Annotated in this window: 19 protein-coding genes, 1 other RNA gene and 1 pseudogene; 8 read left to right on the forward strand and 13 right to left on the reverse strand. The window is 42.6% G+C overall.

Going from position 1 to position 21,407, the window contains the following annotated elements; all coding sequences use genetic code 11:
• Nucleotides 1-24: 24 nt before the first annotated feature.
• Nucleotides 25-1,428, reverse strand: coding sequence for a magnesium transporter (gene mgtE / locus HXY43_RS14220; RefSeq protein WP_290883878.1), 1,404 nt, complete (start codon nt 1,426-1,428; stop codon nt 25-27).
• A 448-nt stretch (nt 1,429-1,876) separates the two neighbouring features.
• Here mgtE and rsmG point away from each other — a divergent pair, with 448 nt between their 5' ends.
• Nucleotides 1,877-2,686: a 16S rRNA (guanine(527)-N(7))-methyltransferase RsmG gene (gene rsmG, locus HXY43_RS14225; RefSeq protein ID WP_290883926.1), complete on the forward strand. Its 810-nt coding sequence runs from the start codon at nt 1,877-1,879 to the stop codon at nt 2,684-2,686.
• A 201-nt stretch (nt 2,687-2,887) separates the two neighbouring features.
• On the opposite strand, the gene HXY43_RS14230 is transcribed toward rsmG, so the two are convergent.
• Nucleotides 2,888-3,655, reverse strand: a complete 768-nt coding sequence (locus HXY43_RS14230) for a superoxide dismutase (protein ID WP_290883880.1) — start codon at nt 3,653-3,655, stop codon at nt 2,888-2,890.
• A 402-nt stretch (nt 3,656-4,057) separates the two neighbouring features.
• Here HXY43_RS14230 and HXY43_RS14235 point away from each other — a divergent pair, with 402 nt between their 5' ends.
• Nucleotides 4,058-5,278 carry a serine hydrolase gene (locus tag HXY43_RS14235; RefSeq protein ID WP_290883882.1) on the forward strand — a complete coding sequence of 407 codons (1,221 nt, stop codon included), beginning with the start codon at nt 4,058-4,060 and terminating at the stop codon, nt 5,276-5,278.
• Between the two features lie 394 nt (nt 5,279-5,672).
• On the opposite strand, the gene HXY43_RS14240 is transcribed toward HXY43_RS14235, so the two are convergent.
• On the reverse strand, nt 5,673-5,813 hold the full coding sequence (locus HXY43_RS14240) for a hypothetical protein (RefSeq protein ID WP_290883884.1): 141 nt from the start codon (nt 5,811-5,813) through the stop codon (nt 5,673-5,675).
• A gap of 16 nt (nt 5,814-5,829) precedes the next feature.
• On the opposite strand from HXY43_RS14240, the gene HXY43_RS14245 reads away from it, so the two are divergent.
• The 6 genes from HXY43_RS14245 to HXY43_RS14270 all read left to right on the forward strand — a co-directional run bounded on the left by HXY43_RS14245 (nt 5,830) and on the right by HXY43_RS14270 (nt 12,263).
• Nucleotides 5,830-6,684 (forward strand): HIT family protein, encoded by an 855-nt coding sequence (locus HXY43_RS14245; protein WP_026733566.1) that lies wholly within the window; start codon nt 5,830-5,832, stop codon nt 6,682-6,684.
• Nucleotides 6,685-6,895: 211 nt separating this feature from the next.
• Nucleotides 6,896-7,774 carry a DEAD/DEAH box helicase gene (locus tag HXY43_RS14250; RefSeq protein ID WP_290883887.1) on the forward strand — a complete coding sequence of 293 codons (879 nt, stop codon included), beginning with the start codon at nt 6,896-6,898 and terminating at the stop codon, nt 7,772-7,774.
• 50 nt (nt 7,775-7,824) lie between these two features.
• Entirely contained in the window at nt 7,825-8,169 is a 345-nt protein-coding gene (locus HXY43_RS14255) for a helicase-related protein (protein WP_290883889.1), read from the forward strand.
• A 141-nt stretch (nt 8,170-8,310) separates the two neighbouring features.
• Nucleotides 8,311-8,517, forward strand: coding sequence for a hypothetical protein (locus HXY43_RS14260; protein WP_290883891.1), 207 nt, complete (start codon nt 8,311-8,313; stop codon nt 8,515-8,517).
• A 64-nt stretch (nt 8,518-8,581) separates the two neighbouring features.
• Nucleotides 8,582-8,815, forward strand: a complete 234-nt coding sequence (locus tag HXY43_RS14265) for a hypothetical protein (RefSeq protein ID WP_290883893.1) — start codon at nt 8,582-8,584, stop codon at nt 8,813-8,815.
• A 694-nt stretch (nt 8,816-9,509) separates the two neighbouring features.
• Nucleotides 9,510-12,263, forward strand: coding sequence for a DUF3536 domain-containing protein (locus HXY43_RS14270; protein ID WP_290883895.1), 2,754 nt, complete (start codon nt 9,510-9,512; stop codon nt 12,261-12,263).
• A gap of 146 nt (nt 12,264-12,409) precedes the next feature.
• On the opposite strand, the gene HXY43_RS14275 is transcribed toward HXY43_RS14270, so the two are convergent.
• From HXY43_RS14275 to ssrS, 10 genes and pseudogenes are all read right to left on the reverse strand, one after another.
• Nucleotides 12,410-12,655, reverse strand: a complete 246-nt coding sequence (locus tag HXY43_RS14275; protein WP_026732055.1) for a hypothetical protein — start codon at nt 12,653-12,655, stop codon at nt 12,410-12,412.
• 30 nt (nt 12,656-12,685) lie between these two features.
• Nucleotides 12,686-12,799: pseudogene (locus HXY43_RS14280) on the reverse strand (HNH endonuclease); the annotation flags it as partial.
• 338 nt (nt 12,800-13,137) lie between these two features.
• Nucleotides 13,138-13,551: a heavy metal-responsive transcriptional regulator gene (locus HXY43_RS14285; protein ID WP_290883897.1), complete on the reverse strand. Its 414-nt coding sequence runs from the start codon at nt 13,549-13,551 to the stop codon at nt 13,138-13,140.
• A gap of 105 nt (nt 13,552-13,656) precedes the next feature.
• On the reverse strand, nt 13,657-14,187 hold the full coding sequence (locus HXY43_RS14290) for a cupredoxin domain-containing protein (protein WP_290883898.1): 531 nt from the start codon (nt 14,185-14,187) through the stop codon (nt 13,657-13,659).
• 11 nt (nt 14,188-14,198) lie between these two features.
• A complete protein-coding gene (locus tag HXY43_RS14295) occupies nt 14,199-16,544 on the reverse strand; it encodes a heavy metal translocating P-type ATPase (RefSeq protein WP_290883900.1) in 2,346 nt (781 codons plus the stop codon).
• 116 nt (nt 16,545-16,660) lie between these two features.
• Nucleotides 16,661-16,855, reverse strand: a complete 195-nt coding sequence (locus HXY43_RS14300) for a heavy-metal-associated domain-containing protein (RefSeq protein ID WP_290883902.1) — start codon at nt 16,853-16,855, stop codon at nt 16,661-16,663.
• A 385-nt stretch (nt 16,856-17,240) separates the two neighbouring features.
• Nucleotides 17,241-18,101: a peptidoglycan-binding domain-containing protein gene (locus HXY43_RS14305; protein ID WP_290883904.1), complete on the reverse strand. Its 861-nt coding sequence runs from the start codon at nt 18,099-18,101 to the stop codon at nt 17,241-17,243.
• A gap of 197 nt (nt 18,102-18,298) precedes the next feature.
• Nucleotides 18,299-19,576, reverse strand: a complete 1,278-nt coding sequence (locus tag HXY43_RS14310) for a pitrilysin family protein (RefSeq protein ID WP_290883906.1) — start codon at nt 19,574-19,576, stop codon at nt 18,299-18,301.
• Nucleotides 19,577-19,652: 76 nt separating this feature from the next.
• Nucleotides 19,653-20,897 carry a pitrilysin family protein gene (locus tag HXY43_RS14315; RefSeq protein WP_290883908.1) on the reverse strand — a complete coding sequence of 415 codons (1,245 nt, stop codon included), beginning with the start codon at nt 20,895-20,897 and terminating at the stop codon, nt 19,653-19,655.
• Nucleotides 20,898-21,179: 282 nt separating this feature from the next.
• A non-coding RNA gene (ssrS, locus tag HXY43_RS14320) (6S RNA) lies at nt 21,180-21,363 on the reverse strand.
• Nucleotides 21,364-21,407: the final 44 nt, after the last annotated feature.

Below are 21,407 nucleotides of genomic sequence, written 5' to 3' on the forward strand. Positions count from 1 at the left end.
GTTGCATCAAGCGTAACTTAGAATTCATATATTTAATATTGTCCGCGCTAGATAGAAGTAAATTAAAACGCCCAGCACATCCACTGCTGTAGTGATAAATGGTGCTGACATCAAAGCTGGATCTAAACGGAGTAAACGGAATAAAAACGGCAGTGCAGAACCAGAGACAGAAGCCAAAACAGAAATAGCTACAAGACTGCAACCAACTGCGATCGCCACCTGTAAATTCTTTTGTAGAAAGAAAGCCCACACAGTAGCGATAATACCCAGCATTAATCCTAATAAAGCACCTGCTAAACCCTCCCTCACAATCACCTGTGCCGGCCCTCCCACAGAGCGAATTTCTTCAGTATTCATCCCGCGAATAACCACTGTGGAGGATTGGGCACCAACATTACCACCAGTACCAGTCAACAGAGGAATAAACGCCGCCAGCACCACCACTTTTGCCAAAATCTCCTCTTGCGACTTAATAATTGTGCCAGTGATGGTATTAGTGATCAGTAAGACAAATAACCACATAACCCGCTTGCGGGCAATTGTAAGTAAATCTGACTGAAAATAGCTGTCGCCACCAGTCTGGACACCACCACCCATAGTGTAAATATCTTCAGTGGTTTCCTCTTGGAGAATATCAATAATATCATCAACAGTGACAATACCCACAAGACGCTGTTCTCGGTCTACCACAGGTACAGCCAAAAAATCGTATCTTTGGATTAATCTGGCAACTTCTTCCTGATCTGTATCCGTGTGGACAAACAACACATCGCGGGTCATAATGTCGCCAATCGTTTGTTCAGGTTGAGATGTCACCAACTCGCGCAGCGATAAAATCCCAGTCAAGCGCCTAGCCGCATCCGTAACGTAAAGATAGTAAATCATCTCACTAGCATTAGCTAAGCGACGAATTCTCTCCAGAGTTTCCGCCACAGTCATATTTTCTTTCAAGGATATTAACTCTGGCGTCATGATCCGCCCAGCAGTACCAGCTTCATAACCCAAAAGTTGGGCAGTAAATGCCCGTTCGGCTGGACTAAGCTGTTCTAACAGACGATTGACAATTTTTGCTGGTAATTCGTCAAATAACTTGGCTCGGTCATCCGGCGACATCTTATCAACGATATCAAGGACTTCCTGACTTCTTAATTCTTCAATCAGCCGTTCTTGGACACTATAATCTAGATATTCATAAACCTCGATCGCCTCATCTTTAGAAAGCAAGCGAAAAGCTATGGCGTGCATTGCTTCTGGCAACCCTTCAATCGCCTCAGCAATATCCACAGGCTGCACGGGCACTAGAATGGCTTTTGCTCCCCGCAAGTCACCCACTTCCAGCAAACTTTGCAGCTGTGCTCGCACTAAATCTCGTAATTCTCTGCGTGACACATCTTGGAGAGCAGAGGTAGTACTGTCTGGAGTTTGCATAACAATAACGAGGATGATGCGGAAGTAGATATTTTACCAAAACCCACAAAGTGGAAGTTAGGTACTCACACCAAGCATATGCGAAGTTTGGGCTATCATCTTAGACTTCGGACAAAATTATGACTATACTCGCCTAGATCGACAATTCAAAGAGTGATGGATTACAAGCAACAGGTAGTAGAACTTTATAATAGTAGAACTCAAAATTGAGCCATCTGGATGGTATCGCCGTCTCAGGGATGACGAATTATCCTGGAAGGGAATTAATTTAAATTTTAAAGGCAATCCACTGTTGTCAAAACTATCCCAGGAACAATTAAAGCAGTTACAAATTGATTACAAAGCAGAAATTGAGAAACTAGCTACAAATAAAGGAGTTTGGGAAGATACTACAACCTTCTTTGTTCGAGCTCGAAAATAAGTTGATGAAATAATTGTGAACAACTCGATGATGTCTTTATTGCCAGAAATGGCGGATGTATGGCAACAAACTCTCAATTGGCAACCAAGTATACAACAGCAAGCACAATTGCAGCGGCTGTATGAATTAATCCTAGAAGGAAACCAAAAGCTAAATTTAACTCGTATTACCGATCCCCAGGAATTTTGGGAAAAACATCTCTGGGATTCTCTGCGAGGAGTTGCACCCCTGTTGAGGGATGGGGTGATGGGGGGATTGGGTGATAGGGAGAATACACAACTATACTCTTCCCAACTCCCCACCTCCCTATCTCCCCACCACGAAGAGTTTTCCCCTACTTTCATTGATATTGGTACAGGTGCGGGTTTTCCCGGCATTCCAGTAGCGATCGCCCTACCTAACTGCACTATTACACTACTGGATTCTACTCGCAAAAAAATAGCTTTTATTGAAAAAATCCTACCTGAGCTGGAACTCACCAATGTCAAATTATTGACTGGTAGAGTTGAAGAAATAGGCCAGCAGCCCCAGCACCGCCAAAACTATGATGTAGTAACAATCCGTGCTGTGTCGACAGCCTCAGTTTGTGCCGAATATGCTCTACCATTACTCAAACAAGATGGCTTAGCCATAATTTACCGGGGTAATTGGACAGGAGATGAAAATAAGGCACTGGAAAATGCTGTGAAGCAGCTAGGTGGCGTAATTGAATCAATCGAAAAATTTGCAACTCCCTTAAGTAATAGCATCCGTCACTGTTTGTATTTACGGAAGGTTGCAGCTACACCAGCTAAATTTCCCCGTGCTGTTGGTATACCTACACAAAAACCACTTTAGGGTTGTCTTTTGTTCTTTGTCATATGTAGAAACAAATCACCAAGGACATAAGTATGACAAGAGGTCAAAAGCTTAGAAAAAATTTTTTGGCCTTTGACTTACCCTACACCGTAGGGCTACGCCCTACGGTGTAGGGTACGCCTATGGCGTACGGAAAGCCGAGGAGGGTTCTATAACTTTTGACTTAACTCGGTAGCGGTACTAAACCTTTTGGGCTATTGCATACCGCCTGTTGATCTCATCCCAGTTAACTACATTCCACCAAGAATTCAAATAATCAGCACGGCGGTTTTGATACTTGAGATAATAGGCATGTTCCCAAACGTCATTGCCCATAATGGGATACTTGCCTTCCATGAGGGGAGTATCTTGGTTTGCTGTACTCATAATCTCAAGCTTGCCATTTGGATTGCGGGCAAGCCAAACCCAACCGCTACCAAAACGCTTACTACCAGCTTCATTGAACTGCTTTTTAAATTCTGCAAAGCTGCCAAAGTTTTGTTTGATTGCGGTTGCGATCGCTCCTGTTGGTGCACCGCCACCCTTGGGTTTCATAATTCTCCAAAACATCGAGTGGTTTACATGACCACCACCATTGTTACGTACTGTTGTGCGAATCTCTTGCGGTACGCTATTGAGGTTACGCAATAAATCTTCAACAGTTCTGCTTTTAAGTTGTGGGTACTTGTCTAATGCTGTATTCAAATTTTTTACATAGGTAGCATGATGTTTGTCATGATGGAACCGCATCGTAGCTGTATCAATATGCGGTTCTAGGGCATTGAAAGCATAAGGCAAAGCTGGTAGTTGGATTGCTCCTCTGCTGCTTGGAGTTGTTGGCTTAGGGGTAGCAGCAGTAATTGTTGAGGAAGGCTGTTCACTATTCTTTGCTGAAGCGCAAGCATCTAACACAAAAGCACCAGCACTCGCTCCCACCAAAAACAAGAAATACCGACGATTCAGAGCCATATTAGTTTTTAAAGCAAATAAATCAGTGAAATTTGTTGGTAGTTTTTATTTTCTTAGATTAAGCACCCGAATCATAACAATTTTGGATATGGAATTTAGTCAATAGTCATTAAGTCATTAGTCATTGGTCATTGGTTGTTTGTTAGTGGTTAGTAGTTAGTGGTTAGTAGTTTACCCACTCCCCATCACCCCATCTCCCACTCCCCCACTCCCCACTCTCCCATCTTTCTCTGCCCTTCTTGCAGGATTTTGTCCTGAATTGAGCAGCTACCGCATGTACTTCTTAAGATAAAGACTCTGCATATGAGATAATTGGGGCGATTTTGAGATTTATTCATACTATTTAAAAAAGTGAAATTAATTATATTTGCCCACCTTATACTCTTACTAAAAGACAGACTTATGAGCTTGAACTTTGTAAAATACTGGGAATTAGGAATTGGCTTTTTGCCACTTTCAGTTACTGGTTTAGTTATTTGGCAATGGCAAACTATATCTCGCATTTTAGACATATTTAATGTCCTGTCAGAAGGGAAAGAATGGTCATCGCGACTAAAAACCCCAGAAGATTTACTTGCATACATAGCTGCTCATTCCAACGATGTTTCGCTAGTTGCCTATGAAGTTGGCAATTATGCAAATGGCATTTTTTTCAACGCTGATAAAAAACGTCCCCTTGCTTCGACCATTAAAATTCTCGTACTAGCAGAATATGCTCGCCAAGTAGAGCAGGGAATACTGTTGGCGGATGAGTTAGTAAATCTGTATGATATTGATATTTATTACCTTCCTGGTACTGATGGCAATGCCCATCCTAATGCTGTTAAGGAATTAAGAACAAAGGGATATATAAATACAGCAAATCAAATTGAATTACGACACATTACCTGGGCAATGATTCGTTACAGTGATAACGCTGCAACTGATTACTTAATCGAGCGATTGCAACGGAAAAATATAGAGAACTTACTAGTGAAATTGTCAATAGAAAATCAAGATGCTCCACTGCCAATCATTGGTCAATTTTTAAGCTGGAGTAACCATAAATTTGCCAATACAGCCAGTGAAAGACTGCAAATTTACCAAGCTATGCAACCCCAAGAATATGCAGATGAAGTTTACCATCTGACCGATATGTGGCGCTGTTACCAAGAGTTTCGTTCCCAAGCAACCAAATACATAAAGTCAAAAAAATGGTTGGGTTTTCCAGAGCAAAAAGCGATGGCTCAAGCCTTGAATTGTAGTGGTACAGCCAGAGAGTATGCCCAAATCATGGAAAAAATATATAGTGGTTTATTAATCTCCCAAGGCGCAGTAAAAATTATGCGCGAATACTTGGAATGGGCAATGGAATTTCCTAGTAACCAACAAGAATTAGATGCTTTTGGTGCGAAAGGAGGAAGTTTAGCAGGGATTGTCACTGAAGCTTGGTATGTCAAACCGAAAAATGCAAAAAATGCTAGAGTATTTGCCTTATTCTTGGAAAATCTGCCCGCTGCTGTTTGGTTGCACATGATGCAAAATTATATTCAACAGGAATTTGGATATCAGCTTTTAGTTGACGAAAAATTTTTTGATTTAGTGCGTCAAAGATTGTCAGTAAAAGGGACTGGGGACTGGTGATTAGGGACTGGGAATTGGGCATTGAGAATTGGGCATTGGGAATTGGGATTTAACGATTATCTTTGCCCTATGCCCCATACCCTGTTTTGTTTAAGTCCCGTTAATTAACTCAGAAGATATACCTGGATCAAAAATTGCGATCGCTATCCCTGTCAAGAGAGAGATGGAGTGACAGGGCTTCAAGAATATAGCTACAGTTTATACCAATTCTCTATTCGGTGTGCCATATAAGTAATTGATTCCCAAAAAGCAGAGGTGAAAAAATGGATACCACCACGACATACAGAAAAATAGTCAAGCAGGTGATTCTCAAATATCCCAAGCTGCGTCGTTAGTATAAAGGCATACGACTTGACACCGTATTTTGGGATTAATCTTCAGCGCTTGCTTGCAATCAGCGATCGCCTCTTTTAGAAGATATCTGAGAAGCCAAAAACGTCATGCTATAGGCGTAGCCTTCGGTACAGGGTACGGAGCGACAGCGTAATGAAGCATCCGATCGTAAACTTTTCAGACATTCTCTTAAGTCTGCCAAGAATATTTATGTTTTCATGAAAAAGCAAAAAAATCAATTTAGCCATCTCACGGCAATAGAAAGAGTTTACCTATCAGTACCTGCACAGTTTTTATTAGATAAGAATTTGCTTAAAGGTAAAGTCTTAGACTTTGGTTGTGGCTTTGGCAATGATGTTAAATTATTGCGACAAAAAGGATTTGATATTACAGGTTACGATCCTTATTATTTCCCGGAATATCCTCATGATAAATTTGACACAATCATTTGCTTTTATGTTTTAAACGTTTTATTCCCTGAAGAACAAGCGAATGTTCTCATGGGAGTATCACACTTATTAAAACCGGGAGGTAAAGCGTATTATGCAGTAAGAAGGGATATAAAAAGAGAAGGATTTAGAGAACATTATATCCACAAAAAACCTACATATCAATGTATTGTCAAACTTCCTTTTCAATCAATTCACTTAGATGAATCTTACGAGATTTACGAGTATAGACATTATAACTTACAGAGGAATTCCTCTCTTCATTGCATATTTTGCAACCCCTATCAAAACCTAACTATACTAACCGAATCAGCAACCGCATATGCTATGTTTGATGGTTATCCTGTAAGTAAAGGTCATGTTTTGGTTGTTCCAAAACGTCATGTTAGTAATTATTTTGAGCTACCGTTTAAAGAGCAATCAGCTTGTTGGCTGATGGTTAACAAAGTGCAAGAAATTCTCAGCCAAGAATTTGAGCCAGACGGTTTTAATGTGGGAATGAACATCAACCGGGAAGCTGGTCAAAATATGATGCACGCCAGTATTCATATTATCCCTCGTTACAAAGGTGATGCTATTGGTGCTAAAGGTGGAATCAGATATGTGATTCCTAAAAGAAAATAGTTTATAGTTTTTTGCTTAGTTTTTTGTGGGTGCGAGTGTGATCGGTTCGATTCGCGTGGTTTGCGCGATCGTTCTGGTGTTGTTTCACTAACTAACGACAGAATCAAAATTTAGTATAAAATAAGACAAGTATTCTGTTTTACAGTTCGCGATCGCTATTTAGAAAAGATACGTACTTTCACTGCCAAACCAAAAAGGAAAACGCTTCGACATGGTTAGACTTGAAGAACTGACAAAAGGCACGCAAGTAAAAGGTATTTTGCCAAATAGTCTCGTCACCATTGTTGATGCACAGTGGCATGGGTCGAATGTTGTGGAATTAACATATAAAGATGCTACTGGTACGCTAGGAAATGAGTTGGTATTTCGAGACAAAGAAACAACTCTAGAAATTGTCGCTGAAGGTGGTCTCTGGAGTTTTACCGCTGATGGTGCGAAGTTTCGTTTGGTATCAGAAGCACACCGCATCCGCCTTGCACATTTATTTGACCCACTGTTAGCGGTTCACACATCCCTAGTTGAACCTTTACCCCACCAAATTACTGCTGTCTACGGAGAAATGTTAACACGTCAACCCCTACGCTTCCTTTTAGCAGATGATCCAGGCGCTGGTAAAACAATTATGGCAGGATTGCTGATGCGGGAATTACTCATTCGTGGGGATTTACATCGTTGTTTAGTAATTTGTCCCGGTAGTTTGGCGGCACAGTGGCAAGATGAATTGTACCAAAAGTTTCATTTGCCTTTTGAAATTCTCACTAATGACCGGATTGAAGCCGCACGGACAGGAAATGCTTTCCTAGAAATGCCACTGTTAATCGTGCGATTGGACAAACTCAGCCGCAGTCAAGATTTACAAGCCAAGTTAGCACAAACAGATTGGGATTTAGTGGTTTGTGATGAAGCACATAAAATGTCAGCTTCGTTTTTTGGTGGTGAAATTAAGGAGACAAAGCGTTATAAACTTGGCAAGTTATTATCAAGTTTGACACGGCATTTTTTATTAATGTCAGCAACACCACATAACGGTAAAGAAGAAGATTTTCAGTTATTTATGGCGTTGTTAGATGGCGATCGCTTTGAGTATTAATCGCAACCGACGCAGCAGGCGAAGGTATTAACTTGCAGCGATCGCACTTAATGGTAAATTATGACCTGCCTTGGAACCCGAATCGTCTGGAACAGCGTTTTGGACGCATTCACCGGATTGGACAGACGGAGGTATGTCACCTGTGGAATTTGGTAGCAAAGGAAACCCGTGAAGGAGATGTGTATCTGGCATTGCTGAAAAAGTTGGAGATAGAACAGCAGGCGCTGGGTGGTAAAGTATTTGACGTGTTGGGGAAAGCGATCGCTGGTACAGAGTTGCGAGAATTACTGATCGAAGCAATTCGCTATGGTGATAAATTCGATCCAGGATGCGCGGACAAATCCAAATGGTTTTCGGCGTGTGGTGTCGCGGCGGATGCAGTATGTAGAGATTAGCCCTCATCCCCCAGCCCCTTCTCCCAAAACGGGAGAAGGGGAGAAAAAACACCCCTCTCCCATCTTGGGAGAGGGGTTGGGGGTGAGGGCTTACGATTTATCGAAGTAAAAGGACGAATTGCAGGTGCAGACACAGTGACGGTGACGAAGAATGAAATTATCACAGCACTGAATAAACCAGAAAATTTCATTTTGGCACTGGTGCAAGTACCTTCCGCAGAGGAAATTGACAACAATTGTTCCATTCGCTACGTGCGGCGTCCCTTTCAGAAAGAGCCAGATTTTGCCGTGACGAGTGTAAATTACAATTTACGAGAATTGTGGCAGCAGGGAACTGTACCGCAATAACTTTAGATTAGAGTTGGAATGTAAACGCTTAAAAAATGGAATAAGCATTTACGGTAGGTGCAAAATGACTAACAAAGAATTGTTAATTCAAGAAATCGAGTCTTTACCGTCAGAGTTGCTAACTGAAGCGCTAGATTTTATTCGTTTTATTCAAATTAGTCATGCAAAAAGGCAGCTAAAAACTGATATAAATTCCAATTCAGATACCGCGCAGCCTACACCTACACGAATAACAAGTTGTCAAGGTACAGATTGGAATGTTTACATTCCTTGTGTACTACTTGCCGCCAATCCCTGAGTATTTCTACTCATTTCTGGCGAACGGTTCGCACCCACTCTAAAAAGTGAGCCAACACAGAAACTGGAATAAACAGTAATAGAACTAAAAAGAGAATGTTTTTACCTGACATTAATCAATGGTTAATAGTTAATGGTTAATAGTTAATGGTCAACGGTCAATAGACAATGGTCAATAGCCTTCTGCTTTTACTGGTGAATATGGACTAAATTAAGCCAAAATCTCACAGAGAAAAGCAATTACTACGTGATTATGCAACCAGACTTCAGAATAATCGTAACCATATGGTTTAACGCTTCCGAGTTTTTACTGTTTCCCTTCAGGCAGCAACATTTGTAAAATAAATTATAGTTTTACGGAGATTTTGCAACTTTTCTTTGCAATTGTTTTTGAAAATTCCGTACATTCTACATCAAAAATCATGTTTAATATATTAAAAGACAATTAAATTTCTTCGCACTGCCAATGAGAAAACCTCTCACAGAGGCTTTTTCAGTGGCTGTTTTATTCCTGAATTCGGGGATAGGGCTGCTTGATAACGCAGATTACCGACAATATTCAGATAGCTATTTTGAATTTGCATCTCTCTCATTACTTTTGTTTACGCTAACATTTGTAGAAATGCCGCTGTAAAGGTTAGACGGATATATTTCTCAGCGCAACTGCAAGTATCTTTGATTTTGGATAACACTACATGACTTCTGCAGCTGAACGGCCAGCCACGTCTGGCTCAAATTTGACATCGTCAGAAAATTCCACAAACACCAAAATGCACGATCCCTTGATCGCGGCAACGGGTGTTTATGTCACGGTACACGGTCATTTTTACCAACCGCCAAGGGAAAATCCATATTTGGATGCGATTGAACGCCAACCGGGCGCAGCACCGTTTCATGATTGGAATGAGCGAATTCACCACGAATGCTATCGCCCAAATGCGTTCGCCAGGGTATTAAATGACCGAGGCGAAGTGGTGGGGATCGTGAATAATTATGAGTATTTGAGCTTTAATATTGGCCCAACGCTGATGTCATGGCTGGAACGCCACGATGTAGAGGTTTATCAACGAATTTTGGAGGCAGATCGTAAATCTTGTCAGCGTTTGCATGGTCACGGCAATGCGATCGCGCAAGTATACAACCATATCATCATGCCTCTTGCCAACGAACGAGATCAATATACGCAGATTCGCTGGGGCAAAGCAGACTTCCGATCCCGCTTTAAACGCGATCCCGAAGGTATGTGGCTGGCAGAAACTGCGGTAGATTACCCAACTCTGGAAGCTTTGGTAAAAGAAGGCATTCGCTTTATTGTTTTGGCACCTTCGCAAGCACAGCGTTGCCGTCTCCTACCTACCAAAGATAATCCCCATCCACAATGGCACGAAGTTGGTGGTAATCAGATCGATCCCACACGTCCCTATCGCTGTTACCTCAAACCAACACTCAGCACTGCTTCTTCTCCTTTAAGTACGGTTTCTTTGTCTCCCAGAGATGGCGATCGGGATACAGAACATACCAATGCCCAATGCCCAATGCCCAATGCCCAATGCCCCTACATTGATATCTTTTTCTACGATGGCCCCATCTCGCGAGACATGGGCTTTAGCGATGTCCTCTACAGTTCTAGCCACTTGGCGGGACGCATCGGTTCGGCAGTGCGTGGGGATCATCGTCCTGCCCAGTTAATTTCTGTGGCGACAGATGGAGAAACCTTTGGACACCACAAGGGCGGAACTGAGAAAACTCTGGCATTTGCCTTTACAAAAGAGTTTGCCCACCGGGGTTGGACAGTCACGAACTTTGCCCATTATCTCAGCATCAATCCTCCCACTTGGGAAGTGGAATTAAAGCCAGTTACTGCGTGGAGTTGTGCCCACGGTGTTGACAGATGGCAAGATGATTGTGGTTGCGGTGGTGGCGGTGAGTGGCATCAACAATGGCGTCGCCCGTTGCGAAATGCCCTGAATTGGTTGCGCGATCGCTTAGTTGAAGTGTACGAAGAACACGGCAGACAGTTTTTCTGCGATCCCTGGCTAGCACGAGATGAGTATATCAAGGTAATTCTGGATCGTTCTCCTGCCAATGTTCACCGCTTCCTCTGTCGTCATCAAACCCACAAACTCACAGATGCAGAACAAGTAGACGCTTTGCGCCTGTTGGAAATGCAACGTCACACTTTGCTGATGTTCACTAGTTGTGGTTGGTTTTTTGAAGAAATATCCCGCCCAGAAGGAACGCAGATTCTGCGCTACGCCGCCCGGGCTTTGGAACTGGCGGGAGATGTGGCAGGCGTGCAGTTAGAAAAAGGCTTCCTGAAACGCCTTGCTATTGCTCCCAGTAATGTTGATATCTTTAAACACGGCGCAGAAGTTTATCGGCAACTGGTGGCGACTTCGCAGATCACTTTTAAGCAAGTTGCTGCACATCACGCGATCGCTTCACTATTTAACAATCACAAAGGCGAAACGCGCAATGGTGGATCTGCCAATAACTGTACTGTCAGACATTCCCATCCCTATCAAAAGCGTGCTTATTGCTACGACGTTCACGAGTTAGATTACCACCTGCAACGTCTGGGATCTTTAACACTGGCAGTGGGACACTTAAAGTTGATCTCAGAAATCACTTGGGAAAGTGAACATTTGGTGTTTGCAGTCCTGCATTTAGGAGGTTGGGATTTCCACTGTTGCATTCAACCTTTCGAGGGAAGGCGCACTTACAGCCAACAGAAAGAAAAACTATTAGCATCACTGCAAACAGCTAGTGCTGCTAACATTATCTTGACGATGATGCAATTATTTGGGGATCAAGCATTTAACTTAGAGAATCTCTTCGCTGAGGAACGTCACCGCTTGATGCGATTGCTAAGTCAAGAAACACTGACACGCTTAGACCAACTATATACCCAGACTTATAGAGATAATTATGGTGTGTTGATGGCATTCCAGCGGGATGGACTAGCAGCACCGCAAGAGTTGCAAGTAGCAGCGGAGATTGCTTTGAGTTATCGGTGTATGACGACATTGCGTGCCTTAGAGCAAGATATCAGCGAACCGCAACTGACTGTAAGTCATATCCTCGAATTAAAGGCGATCGCTAGCGAAGCCAAACACCTGCGCTGTCGGTTAAATATCCCCGAAGGCAAGCAGATGTTAGAACAGTTGATTTTGCGATCGCTTTGGCAATTGTTACACGATGTTAATGGTACATTTGATGCAGAGATGCAACGCTTGGAAAGCTTGATTGATGTCGCATATCAGCTAGATGTTGGCATCACCTTGGATCGCTCCCAGGAACTATACTTTAGTTGTTTATACAATAAGATTTTGCCCCAATGTCAGATGGCGATCGCCAATGGCGAGGATACAACTAGATACCGTCATTTGTTGAAATTAGGACAAAGGTTAGCTGTTGATGTTAGTTATTGGTCGAGTCAAATAGGGTAGGCCTGTTGAGGTGCGAATTAAGATTTTGCTTGGTGTCTTGGTGCCTTTGTGGTTTAAATTTTCACCACTAAGACACAAAGACACAAAGGTAAAAATAACTCGACGTACGGGCAGGTTTTCAAAATCTGCCTGTGTTTCCCTATTTCTTATTTTGGAGAGCGATCGCAATGGTAAGGATAAAGCCACTCACATTTGAAAAGTCCGCGAGTGTGTTTCTCAAAAAAAGGCCCTGCGTGGCGACTTTTGGATATATTGATCCCAGCTTTGGTTTTGATTTCATACAACCACGGAAAAGCTGCTATTAAAACAGCCATAAAAATCAAGCTGCCAAAGATAAGCTTCAGACTAACTTTAGTGAAGTTTAGGGGGTTGCTATTTAACTTGTTCGGCATAAAAGTCAGAAACTAACAATCTATCCTAATCTAAAGTGCAAAATAACGCCTAGAGCGGGGATCGATGTGGTCTATTTTCTTTTGGTTACAAGTCAGACAGAGGGTTTGTAAGTTGCTGATGTCGTTTGTCTCGCCACTTGAAAGTTGATTTGCTGCCTGTACAAGAAGTTTAAGAGAACTATTACGAGTCTGAAAGCTGATAAGCAACTCGAACAGCTTGCTAGAAAAGCAGGTACGGCTTTCTAGAATATACCCAATACTTCTAACCTCGTGCCTATGGCATTTCAAGCTGGAGATACGAAGGTGACATTTACCCACAAGATTTGCCTGCTCTACCTCCTGCCTTTTTTAGTCCCGTCGAACTCACGTTAATAGTCATTTTTTTTAAGTGTATTTAAAAATAAATAATTTTTTAACAAAAAATCAGCAGATAAACTGGTTAACCAGTCTATCTGCTGGTAATAAATAGATTGTCAAATTATTTAAGCTCGTTCAATAATAGGACAAATTGTTTGCTCAGAACTTTCAGGTATTGTTTCCCATCCAGAAAGTAGCCCTTCTAATTCTAATTTCAGGATGAGAAGTTGCTGGATTTGTTCATCGATAATTACTAGCTTATCTTGCAGCTTAGCTTTGACATGTTCGCAGGGTAATTCTCCTTGGTCGTGAACATTCAAAAATTCTTTAATTTCTAATAGAGTTAAACCAAGACTTTGGGCGCGTTTAATAAAGTTCAAGCGAGACAAAGTATCCGAATCAAACAATCTAAATCCACCCTCGGTTCTCCCTGATGCTTTGAGTAGACCGAGTTCTTCATAGTAGCGAATGGTTTTAATTGGTACGCCACTTTCTTTAGCTACTGTACCGATTTGTTTTAGCTGTTCTTGGACTAACATATTTGGTATTTGGTTAGATAACTTTTATTAATTTATTATCAACGACAGAGTGAACTAGAGAATTAAACTGGGTTCGCCTTGGTTGCGATTCCTTTTAATACCAGATCACCCAGTGGCTTTGACTTCTAAGACACCGCGAAACATATTCATCCCACAGGCAAAGGTGTATTGACCAGGTTGTTGAGGTATAAACTCAACTGGGGTAATCTGATTCAGTTGTAATTCTTGGGCAATGTGAAAATCGGGAAACACGACTTGCTCTAAGCAGCCACTGGGGTCACGCCGTAGGAAATTCAACCGGACGGGTTGACCTCCATTAACTACAATACGGCTGGGTTCATAGCCTCCATCTACGGTAATGTTAACCTCTTGAATGCCGTTATGAGCTTCTGCTTTTTGGGACTTCAGCTTACTCAGGAGGAACCACCATAACTCCAGTCCAATTAATGCTAAGCCTCCGGCTGTAATTGCACCTTTTACCCACAGTGGTTGTTCAATACGTCGAAACTGCGTTGTCTGTGAAGTTTCGCTTGTTGGTATTTCATGGGTCATCTGTGCCATTGTTTGACCCTCAGCAATACCAAACACTAATCCTAAACTCGCAATACTACCGATAATTACCTTATTACTCAACATTTGCACCCTCTTTATGCTATCGCTTTGGCTCGAAAGTTACGCAGACGCAGAGCATTTGTGACTACTGAAACTGAGCTAAACGCCATTGCTGCACCAGCAACGATCGGGTTTAGTAACCAACCGAAGATGGGGAAAACAATACCAGCCGCAATGGGAATTCCGGCAACGTTATAGATGAACGCGAAGAATAAGTTCTGACGGATGTTGCGGATTGTGGCGCGGCTAAGTTGGATAGCAATGACAATACCTCGTAAATCGCCAGATATGAGGGTGATGTCGCTAGCAGCGATCGCCACATCTGTACCAGTACCAATTGCAATTCCCACATCTGCTTGCGCTAATGCTGGTGCATCATTAATGCCATCACCGACCATTGCCACAATTTTGGAGTGAGGGAGTGGAGGAATGGAGAAGTGGGAGAGAAAAGAATTCTTCTTTCTCCCCATCTCCGGTTCTCCCCATCTCCCCCTCCTTTCTTCTTGCAGAGACTGAATCACCACCGCCTTTTGATCGGGGCGAACTTCTGCAAGGACGCGCTTGATACCAACTTCGCGGGCGATGGATTCTGCGGTACGACGATTGTCTCCTGTGAGCATCACAACTTCTAAGCCGAGTCTTTGCAAAGCTGTCACTGCTTGGGCAGAAGTAGGTTTGATCGTATCAGAAATACCCATCAATCCTTGGATTTCTCCATCAATCGCAATCCAAACAGCTGTTTTACCTAGATATTCCAAGCGTTCTTTGTCTGGTTGCAAGGCTTGAGTTTTAATGCCCAATTCTTCCATCCAGCGCTGCGTACCAATTTGTACGAGATGGTTGGCAACAATACCCTGTACACCACTACCTGCGATCGCCTCAAAATCTCTCACATCTATTAACTCTATTTCTTGAGATTGGGCGTATCTCACAACCGCTTCTGCAACTGGATGTTCGGAATTGCGTTCTACAGATGCTGCTAGTTGCAGAAGTTTGATTTCGTTAGCATTGGCAGTACCGCTTACTGTCACAAAATCCGTGACTGTTGGTTTGCCTTCAGTAATGGTTCCGGTTTTGTCCAACACAATCGTTTGAATCTTGTGTGCCAGTTCCAGACTTTCAGCACCTTTAATTAAAATGCCGTTTTCGGCTCCTTTACCAGTTCCTACCATGACAGAAGTGGGAGTAGCTAAACCCAATGCACAAGGACAGGCAATAATCAGGACACTAACAGTTGTGATGAGTGCCATGGTCAGATTGCCTGTGAAGTTAAACCAAATTATGAAGGTGAGAACAGCGATCGCAATCACCGCAGGCACAAACCATCCTGTTACTTGGTCTGCTAATCGCTGAATAGGGGCTTTGCTGCCTTGAGCCTGCTGTACTAATTGAACAATCTGCGCCAATACGGTATCTTTTCCAACTCGTGTCGCCTGGAATTTGAAACTCCCAGTTTTATTGATGGTGGCTCCAATTACCTCATCTCCTGGTCGCTTTTTGACGGGCACACTTTCCCCAGTCACCATCGCTTCGTCAATTGCGGATGTTCCCTCTATTACTTCTCCATCTACAGGAATCTTCTCACCAGGACGAACAAGCACGATATCGCCAATCTGTACCTCTTGAATAGGGACATCTACTTCTTGTCCATTGCGAATCAAACGCGCAGTTCTAGCCTGCAAACCCATGAGCTTGCGGATCGCTTCAGAGGTTTGTCCTTTAGCACGATTTTCTAACCACCGTCCCAACAGAATTAAGGTAATAATCACGACGGCTGCTTCGTAATATACATCAGGCATTAATCCCTGAGCCGTAAAGAAACCGGGGAAAACTGTGGCAAAAATGGAGTAGATATAAGCTGCACCCGTACCAAGGGCAACTAAGGTATCCATTGTGGCAGCGTGGCGTTTGCACGCTTTCCAAGCATTTTTGAAGAAGTCTGCACCACACCAAAACAATACAGGCGTTGCCAGCACAAATTGAAGCCAAGAATTATGCAGCCACATAGGAATCAAGGGCAAAGCCAAGCCTGTCATCATGGGCAACGACCCAATCAATAGCACAACGCTAATTACCCCACCCACAACAACTTTTCGCAGTAGGTAGCGGAATTCACGCAAATGAGCAATTTTATCGGTATTATTTTCTCCCGTTACCAAATTCTGTTCTTGGAGTGGGTAGGCGGAATAGCCAGCGGCATCCACCGCATCTTGGATAGCTTGTAAATCGGTTGTTCTGGGGTCATATTCAACCGTTGCCTGTTCTGCTCCAAAATTTACGCTACATTCATTAACACCAGGAACAGAATTAATCGCGTCTTCGATACTCCTGGCACAAGAGGCACAACTCATGCCGCGCAGTTTAAGTGTGGTATTTTCCATCAAGATTTCTCCGGAGGACTACGCTTTCAGCCAAGCAAGGCGGAGAGAATAGGAGGTCAAATCTATAGGGCAGGGTTATTGACTGAATTGCTCCTTTGCATGCACCCAGTTCAATCTCATGCGACTGAATAGCCAGCAGTTGTAATTGCTTCCTGAACTGCTGCTTGGGATGCCTGTGTTTCGATGCTAACTAGCTTTGTTTGCGGATCGGCTTGAACCGTAGCAGTAGGATCAATTGCTTGGATGGCTTTTGCGATCGCTTCTCCACAAGCTGAACAAGCCATGTTCGGAACTTTTAGTTGTAGCGTCATGTTTCAATCCTCCCTCTATGAAGTAATTCCATTCTGGAATCTCCAGTAAACTGGAGAGTCAAGGGGGAGTGAGAAAAAATTTTTGAGAGTATATATTATTGAAGTGAAAACAATGCAATTATAAAAATTTAATTAAAATCTCGTATTGGGATTTAGGAAGTATCAGGCCCTGCATCTACAGTAATTTCTCCATTACCATGAACTGAAGACCCTGGTGTGCTGGGGTCGTGATATTTTTTGGGATTCATTTTTTTCTCCAATTCCAATTACAAACAACAAACAAAAAAAATTTCTACCCACAATATTTTCTGTAGGTTTGTAACAATTTTTGAAATTGAATTGAAGTTCTACATCAACCTTGAGTGATAAACTTAAAGTCTAACAACTAATGCTGTTGCAGTAGAAGTTCCCAAGTTGCGCCACCAACTACACCGTCAGGTTTAATATCGTAGCGGCTTTGTAAGTCTTTCACCGCTGTTTCGGTTTCCTTGCCAAAGTTGCCATCAGCATTAATTCTGAAGTAACCAAGTTTTCGCAGTTTTTGCTGCAATTTCGCAACTTCAGAACCGCGCATTCCTAAACGTAAAATTGGCAATCCTTGCGAAGTGTATTGAACACCGACAGTTTGTTGGGTGCGCGTAGTTTGTTGCGTACGGGTGGTTTGTTCGGTGTGTACAGACGATGAGCGTGTTACAGGCTTTTTTTGAGAATTAGCAGGTGCAGCTTGTCTAGGAGGTTTTGTGGGTGTTGGTTCTGGAGGAGTAGCAATGATTGGGGAGTTTTTCCCTGTCTGAGTGAAAACAGATGTGGAATTATTGCCAATTTGAGTTAAGACTGGTGTAGAGTTATTCCCAGTCTGAGACGGAACAGGAAAGCTACTGGCGGAATTTGTGGCAGAAGGAGTAGGAGATGAAGATGCGATCGCTTCGCCTGGAAAAAGTTTTTGCCAAGTAGTTGCATCAACAATGCCATTTGCACTTAAGCCTGCTGCTTGTTGAAACTGAGAAACAGCTTTGGCTGTTGTTTCATTATATACTCCGTCTACTGTACCCGTATAAAAGCCCAAAAGTTTCAACGCTGCTTGAAGTTCTGATACAGTTTGCCCTTGACTACCTGGTGTAAGAGTGGGACGGTTGATGCTAGCTTGTGCAATTACTTGGGCAATTTGTTGTGAAGGTGCTGCAACTGATACTAAAGCAGAGGAGCAAAGAAGCAGAGGTACAGGGGAAAATAACAGTATTTTCATCGCCAATAATGATTTATACCTCTGTTTCCTTTCCCACATACAGCATATCGATGGGTTTAGTAAACTGGAGTAACCCAAGATACTGGTTTTCATGCTGCTTTTCATTGGAATTTGCCCCTGGTATAGCTGATTATGGTAATACTCTTATGGCAAAATGGTGTAAAAAGCAATCAGTAAGTGGTCTTTTAAAGTTGATATCAGGAAGAAATTGCACTCTTAATCGCTTCCTCTTGACCGACCAGAGATACATAAGGTTCCTGTAAATATCGACAAGCTACTGTCATTGCATCAGCAATACTAATATTCGCAATCAATTCTTGAAATTCTCGATCAAATTCAATTCCTAGCCCTAAAATTTCATACCATCCATATAGCTGAGCCAGTTGACCGTTAGTTTGTTTACCTAAGGCGTACTGTCCTAATATTTTGTTCTTGGCTGCTTGTAGTGCTACTTCTGCAAGTGGGGTGGTAGATAGTAAATCAACTTCTTTTTGCAGTCCAGCAAGGGCTATTTGAGTATTTTCTGGAGCGGTACCCATGTAAACTACAAATGCTGCGGGAAAAAGCCGTGTAGGATAAAACGCGGATACTTCGTAAGCTAAACCCCGCTTTTCACGTAGTTCTACAAATAATCGACTGGAAAGCCCATTTCCCAAGTATGTAGATAGCAATTTCAAGGCTGCGTAGTTAGTAGAGTGCACTGCTACTCCGAGATAACCCAGCATGACGATTGATTGCTGCGTCTGCTGGGGTACGATCGCCACTTGCGGTTGCACGGTGAGATTTGGTAAATTTAGTGTGGGCAGTGGAGTATCAACAGGCGCTTGCCAATCACCAAATACTTTTTCTACCACTGCTACAGCAGCATCTGGTGTAATTCGACCAGCAATACTAATTACTAGATTATCCGGACGGAAATAGGTTTGGTGAAACCGCTCTAAGTCCATACGAGTTATGTGGCTCATGGTTGATTCATCTCCTAACGCTGAGGTTGCATAGGGATGATCTTGATACACGATCTGCCGCAGTTGGTCGAAAGCGATGCTAAATGGATGTTCTTTTTGCGAACGAATATCTTGTAAGGCAATGCGTCGTTCTAGTTCAACTTCGGCTTCTGGAAATGTGGGCGATCGCAAAATCTGCCCTGCCAATGCTAAAATTTCTGCAAAATCTGATGTTACCGTCTTTAAAGACAGCAAAAAATAATCGGTAGCTGTATCTGCACCTAAACTTGCTCCTACAGACTCTATACGTTCAGCTATTTCCAAACTCGAAAGTCCATCACATCCCTTTGTCAGCACAGCAGACAGCAAATGTGCTAATCCAGCTTTATCTCGGCTTTCGTAACAACTACCAGCACGAATAAAAATCCGCGCTGCGATGATATCTGCTGTCGGATTTTCTGACAGGAGTACCACTATGCCATTGTTTAATACAGTGCGATGGATATGGGATTTTTGTAAGGAGGTTGTCATATTGTAGTCAAGGGTCAAGGGTCAAGAGCTAAGAGTCAAGAGTCATTACTTTTGACTCTTGACTTTGGACTCTTGACTAATAGGGTTTAAGTACCGTAACCACGTAATGGTTGGGTGAAAGATGCTCTTTTGCTAATTCTTGCAGTTGTTGGGTATCAAAAGACTTAATTTTTTCTGTATATGTCACTGCTAGTTCTGCTTGAGCAATGGTGTTATAGTATCCGTAAAGTCCAGCAAGCTGATTTGGCGTTTCTGTAGAAAATGCAAAATCATTACATAATAATCGTTGGCAACGAGCTAATTCCTGTTCACTGATGCCATAGGTGAGTAAATCATCCAAGTGGTGGCGGATTAAGGACTCGACGCGTTCAAGATTTTCTGGCTCCAACCAAGCAGTAATTGTAAATAAACTTGAATCTCTTTGTAGGGAAAAATTACTGCATATTCCCTGCACTAGTTGTTGTTCTTCTCGCAAGTCACGTACTAAGCGTGATGTTCGTCCTTCTGCAAGTAATACTGAGAGCAAATCTAAACCATAGGCGTTGCGGAGTTGTTCAACTCCTGGCCCAATCCACGCCATTAATAACCGTGCTTGTTCCAGCCGTGGTAAATCCAATTGTTGACGACGAATTCCTGCTATAATTGGTTCTGCAATTTCTGGAACTTGCGGACAGTCACAGCAGCGATCGCCAAAATTCTGAAATGTACTGCTGACTAACTCTAAAGCAGATTCCTCGCCAATTCCCCCAACAACCACTACCGTCATATTTTCTGGTTGGTAATGATTGCGGTGAAAGCAGCGCATTGCTTCTGGTGACTGCTGCATAAGTTCTCGTTGTGTTCCTAACACAGGACGTCCGTAAGGATGGTGCTGATATATGCTTTGGATGAGTGCTTGAAATCCTATCCAGTCCGGATCGTCTTGTGCTTGGCGGATTTCTTCTATGACTACATCTCGTTCGCACAAGAATTCATCTTCTGGTATAGCCGCATTCTGCAACAGTTCCGCCAGGTAAGGCAGAGTATCTTCTAGGAAAGGAGAAGCTGTAGTGATACAGTAATGGGCGTAGTCATAGCTAGTAGCTGCATTCGTCACCCCACCCCTGTTTTCAATTTTTTGATCGAAGACTCCCGGCGCAAGTTTTGCAGTCCCCTTAAATATCATATGTTCTAAAAAGTGAGCCATGCCGAACCAAGGTTCTGGTTCAACTCTTGCACCAGCACGCACCCAAACATCAGCCACAACTACAGGAGTAGTGGGAATTTCTTGATGAATAAACGTCAAACCATTATCTAATTTAAAGACCGAGGCTGAAAACACGGTATTAATGAATTTTTGTAACAATATTCTTAGAGCTTTAATCACAATTTATCCCAATCTTGCGATCTTAACTCTTGTTTCTCAACAATTTAGAATCAATTGATACAAAAAGGGGTATTAGGGATCGGGGATTTGGTATTGGGAATTGGTTTTCTTACCTATGCCCTATGCCCCAAGTGCCTAGTCCCTAGTCACTTATCCCCTATCACCTATTTATTCATTCTGCCTCTACTTAATAATTAAAGCTCCCAAGCCTTAATTGACTGAGGGAGCTAATAATTTTAATTCACCGCAACGCCGTTTTACCTAAGTTTTTGACCTGGATAAACCAGGTGGGCACCGGTGCTTCTCGTTTAAAGTTTCCGGGTACATGCCCGGTCTACTGCCACGAAAACTGCTTGGTTCCCTTAACTTTCAAGTCATAGATCACAAAACTTGTTGGCAGTCACCAACGTCGCAGTGCAATTAATCTGATTATAGCTTTTAAAATAATTTTGTGGGTATTGAATT

It is taken from the genome of Fischerella sp. (genome assembly GCF_013388695.1).
In the GTDB taxonomy this organism is placed as follows: domain Bacteria; phylum Cyanobacteriota; class Cyanobacteriia; order Cyanobacteriales; family Nostocaceae; genus PCC9605.

Excerpts from the sequence above, each read along its gene's own strand:
- mgtE (WP_290883878.1), bottom strand. The coding sequence starts at position 1,428 with ATGCAAACTCCAGACAGTACTACCTCTGCTCTCCAAGATGTGTCACGC.
- rsmG (WP_290883926.1), top strand. The coding sequence starts at position 1,877 with ATGATGTCTTTATTGCCAGAAATGGCGGATGTATGGCAACAAACTCTC.
- HXY43_RS14230 (WP_290883880.1), bottom strand. The coding sequence starts at position 3,655 with ATGGCTCTGAATCGTCGGTATTTCTTGTTTTTGGTGGGAGCGAGTGCT.
- HXY43_RS14235 (WP_290883882.1), top strand. The coding sequence starts at position 4,058 with ATGAGCTTGAACTTTGTAAAATACTGGGAATTAGGAATTGGCTTTTTG.
- HXY43_RS14245 (WP_026733566.1), top strand. The coding sequence starts at position 5,830 with ATGAAAAAGCAAAAAAATCAATTTAGCCATCTCACGGCAATAGAAAGA.
- HXY43_RS14250 (WP_290883887.1), top strand. The coding sequence starts at position 6,896 with ATGGTTAGACTTGAAGAACTGACAAAAGGCACGCAAGTAAAAGGTATT.
- HXY43_RS14255 (WP_290883889.1), top strand. The coding sequence starts at position 7,825 with ATGGTAAATTATGACCTGCCTTGGAACCCGAATCGTCTGGAACAGCGT.
- HXY43_RS14265 (WP_290883893.1), top strand. The coding sequence starts at position 8,582 with ATGACTAACAAAGAATTGTTAATTCAAGAAATCGAGTCTTTACCGTCA.
- HXY43_RS14270 (WP_290883895.1), top strand. The coding sequence starts at position 9,510 with ATGACTTCTGCAGCTGAACGGCCAGCCACGTCTGGCTCAAATTTGACA.
- HXY43_RS14275 (WP_026732055.1), bottom strand. The coding sequence starts at position 12,655 with ATGCCGAACAAGTTAAATAGCAACCCCCTAAACTTCACTAAAGTTAGT.
- HXY43_RS14285 (WP_290883897.1), bottom strand. The coding sequence starts at position 13,551 with ATGTTAGTCCAAGAACAGCTAAAACAAATCGGTACAGTAGCTAAAGAA.
- HXY43_RS14290 (WP_290883898.1), bottom strand. The coding sequence starts at position 14,187 with ATGTTGAGTAATAAGGTAATTATCGGTAGTATTGCGAGTTTAGGATTA.
- HXY43_RS14295 (WP_290883900.1), bottom strand. The coding sequence starts at position 16,544 with ATGGAAAATACCACACTTAAACTGCGCGGCATGAGTTGTGCCTCTTGT.
- HXY43_RS14300 (WP_290883902.1), bottom strand. The coding sequence starts at position 16,855 with ATGACGCTACAACTAAAAGTTCCGAACATGGCTTGTTCAGCTTGTGGA.
- HXY43_RS14305 (WP_290883904.1), bottom strand. The coding sequence starts at position 18,101 with ATGAAAATACTGTTATTTTCCCCTGTACCTCTGCTTCTTTGCTCCTCT.
- HXY43_RS14310 (WP_290883906.1), bottom strand. The coding sequence starts at position 19,576 with ATGACAACCTCCTTACAAAAATCCCATATCCATCGCACTGTATTAAAC.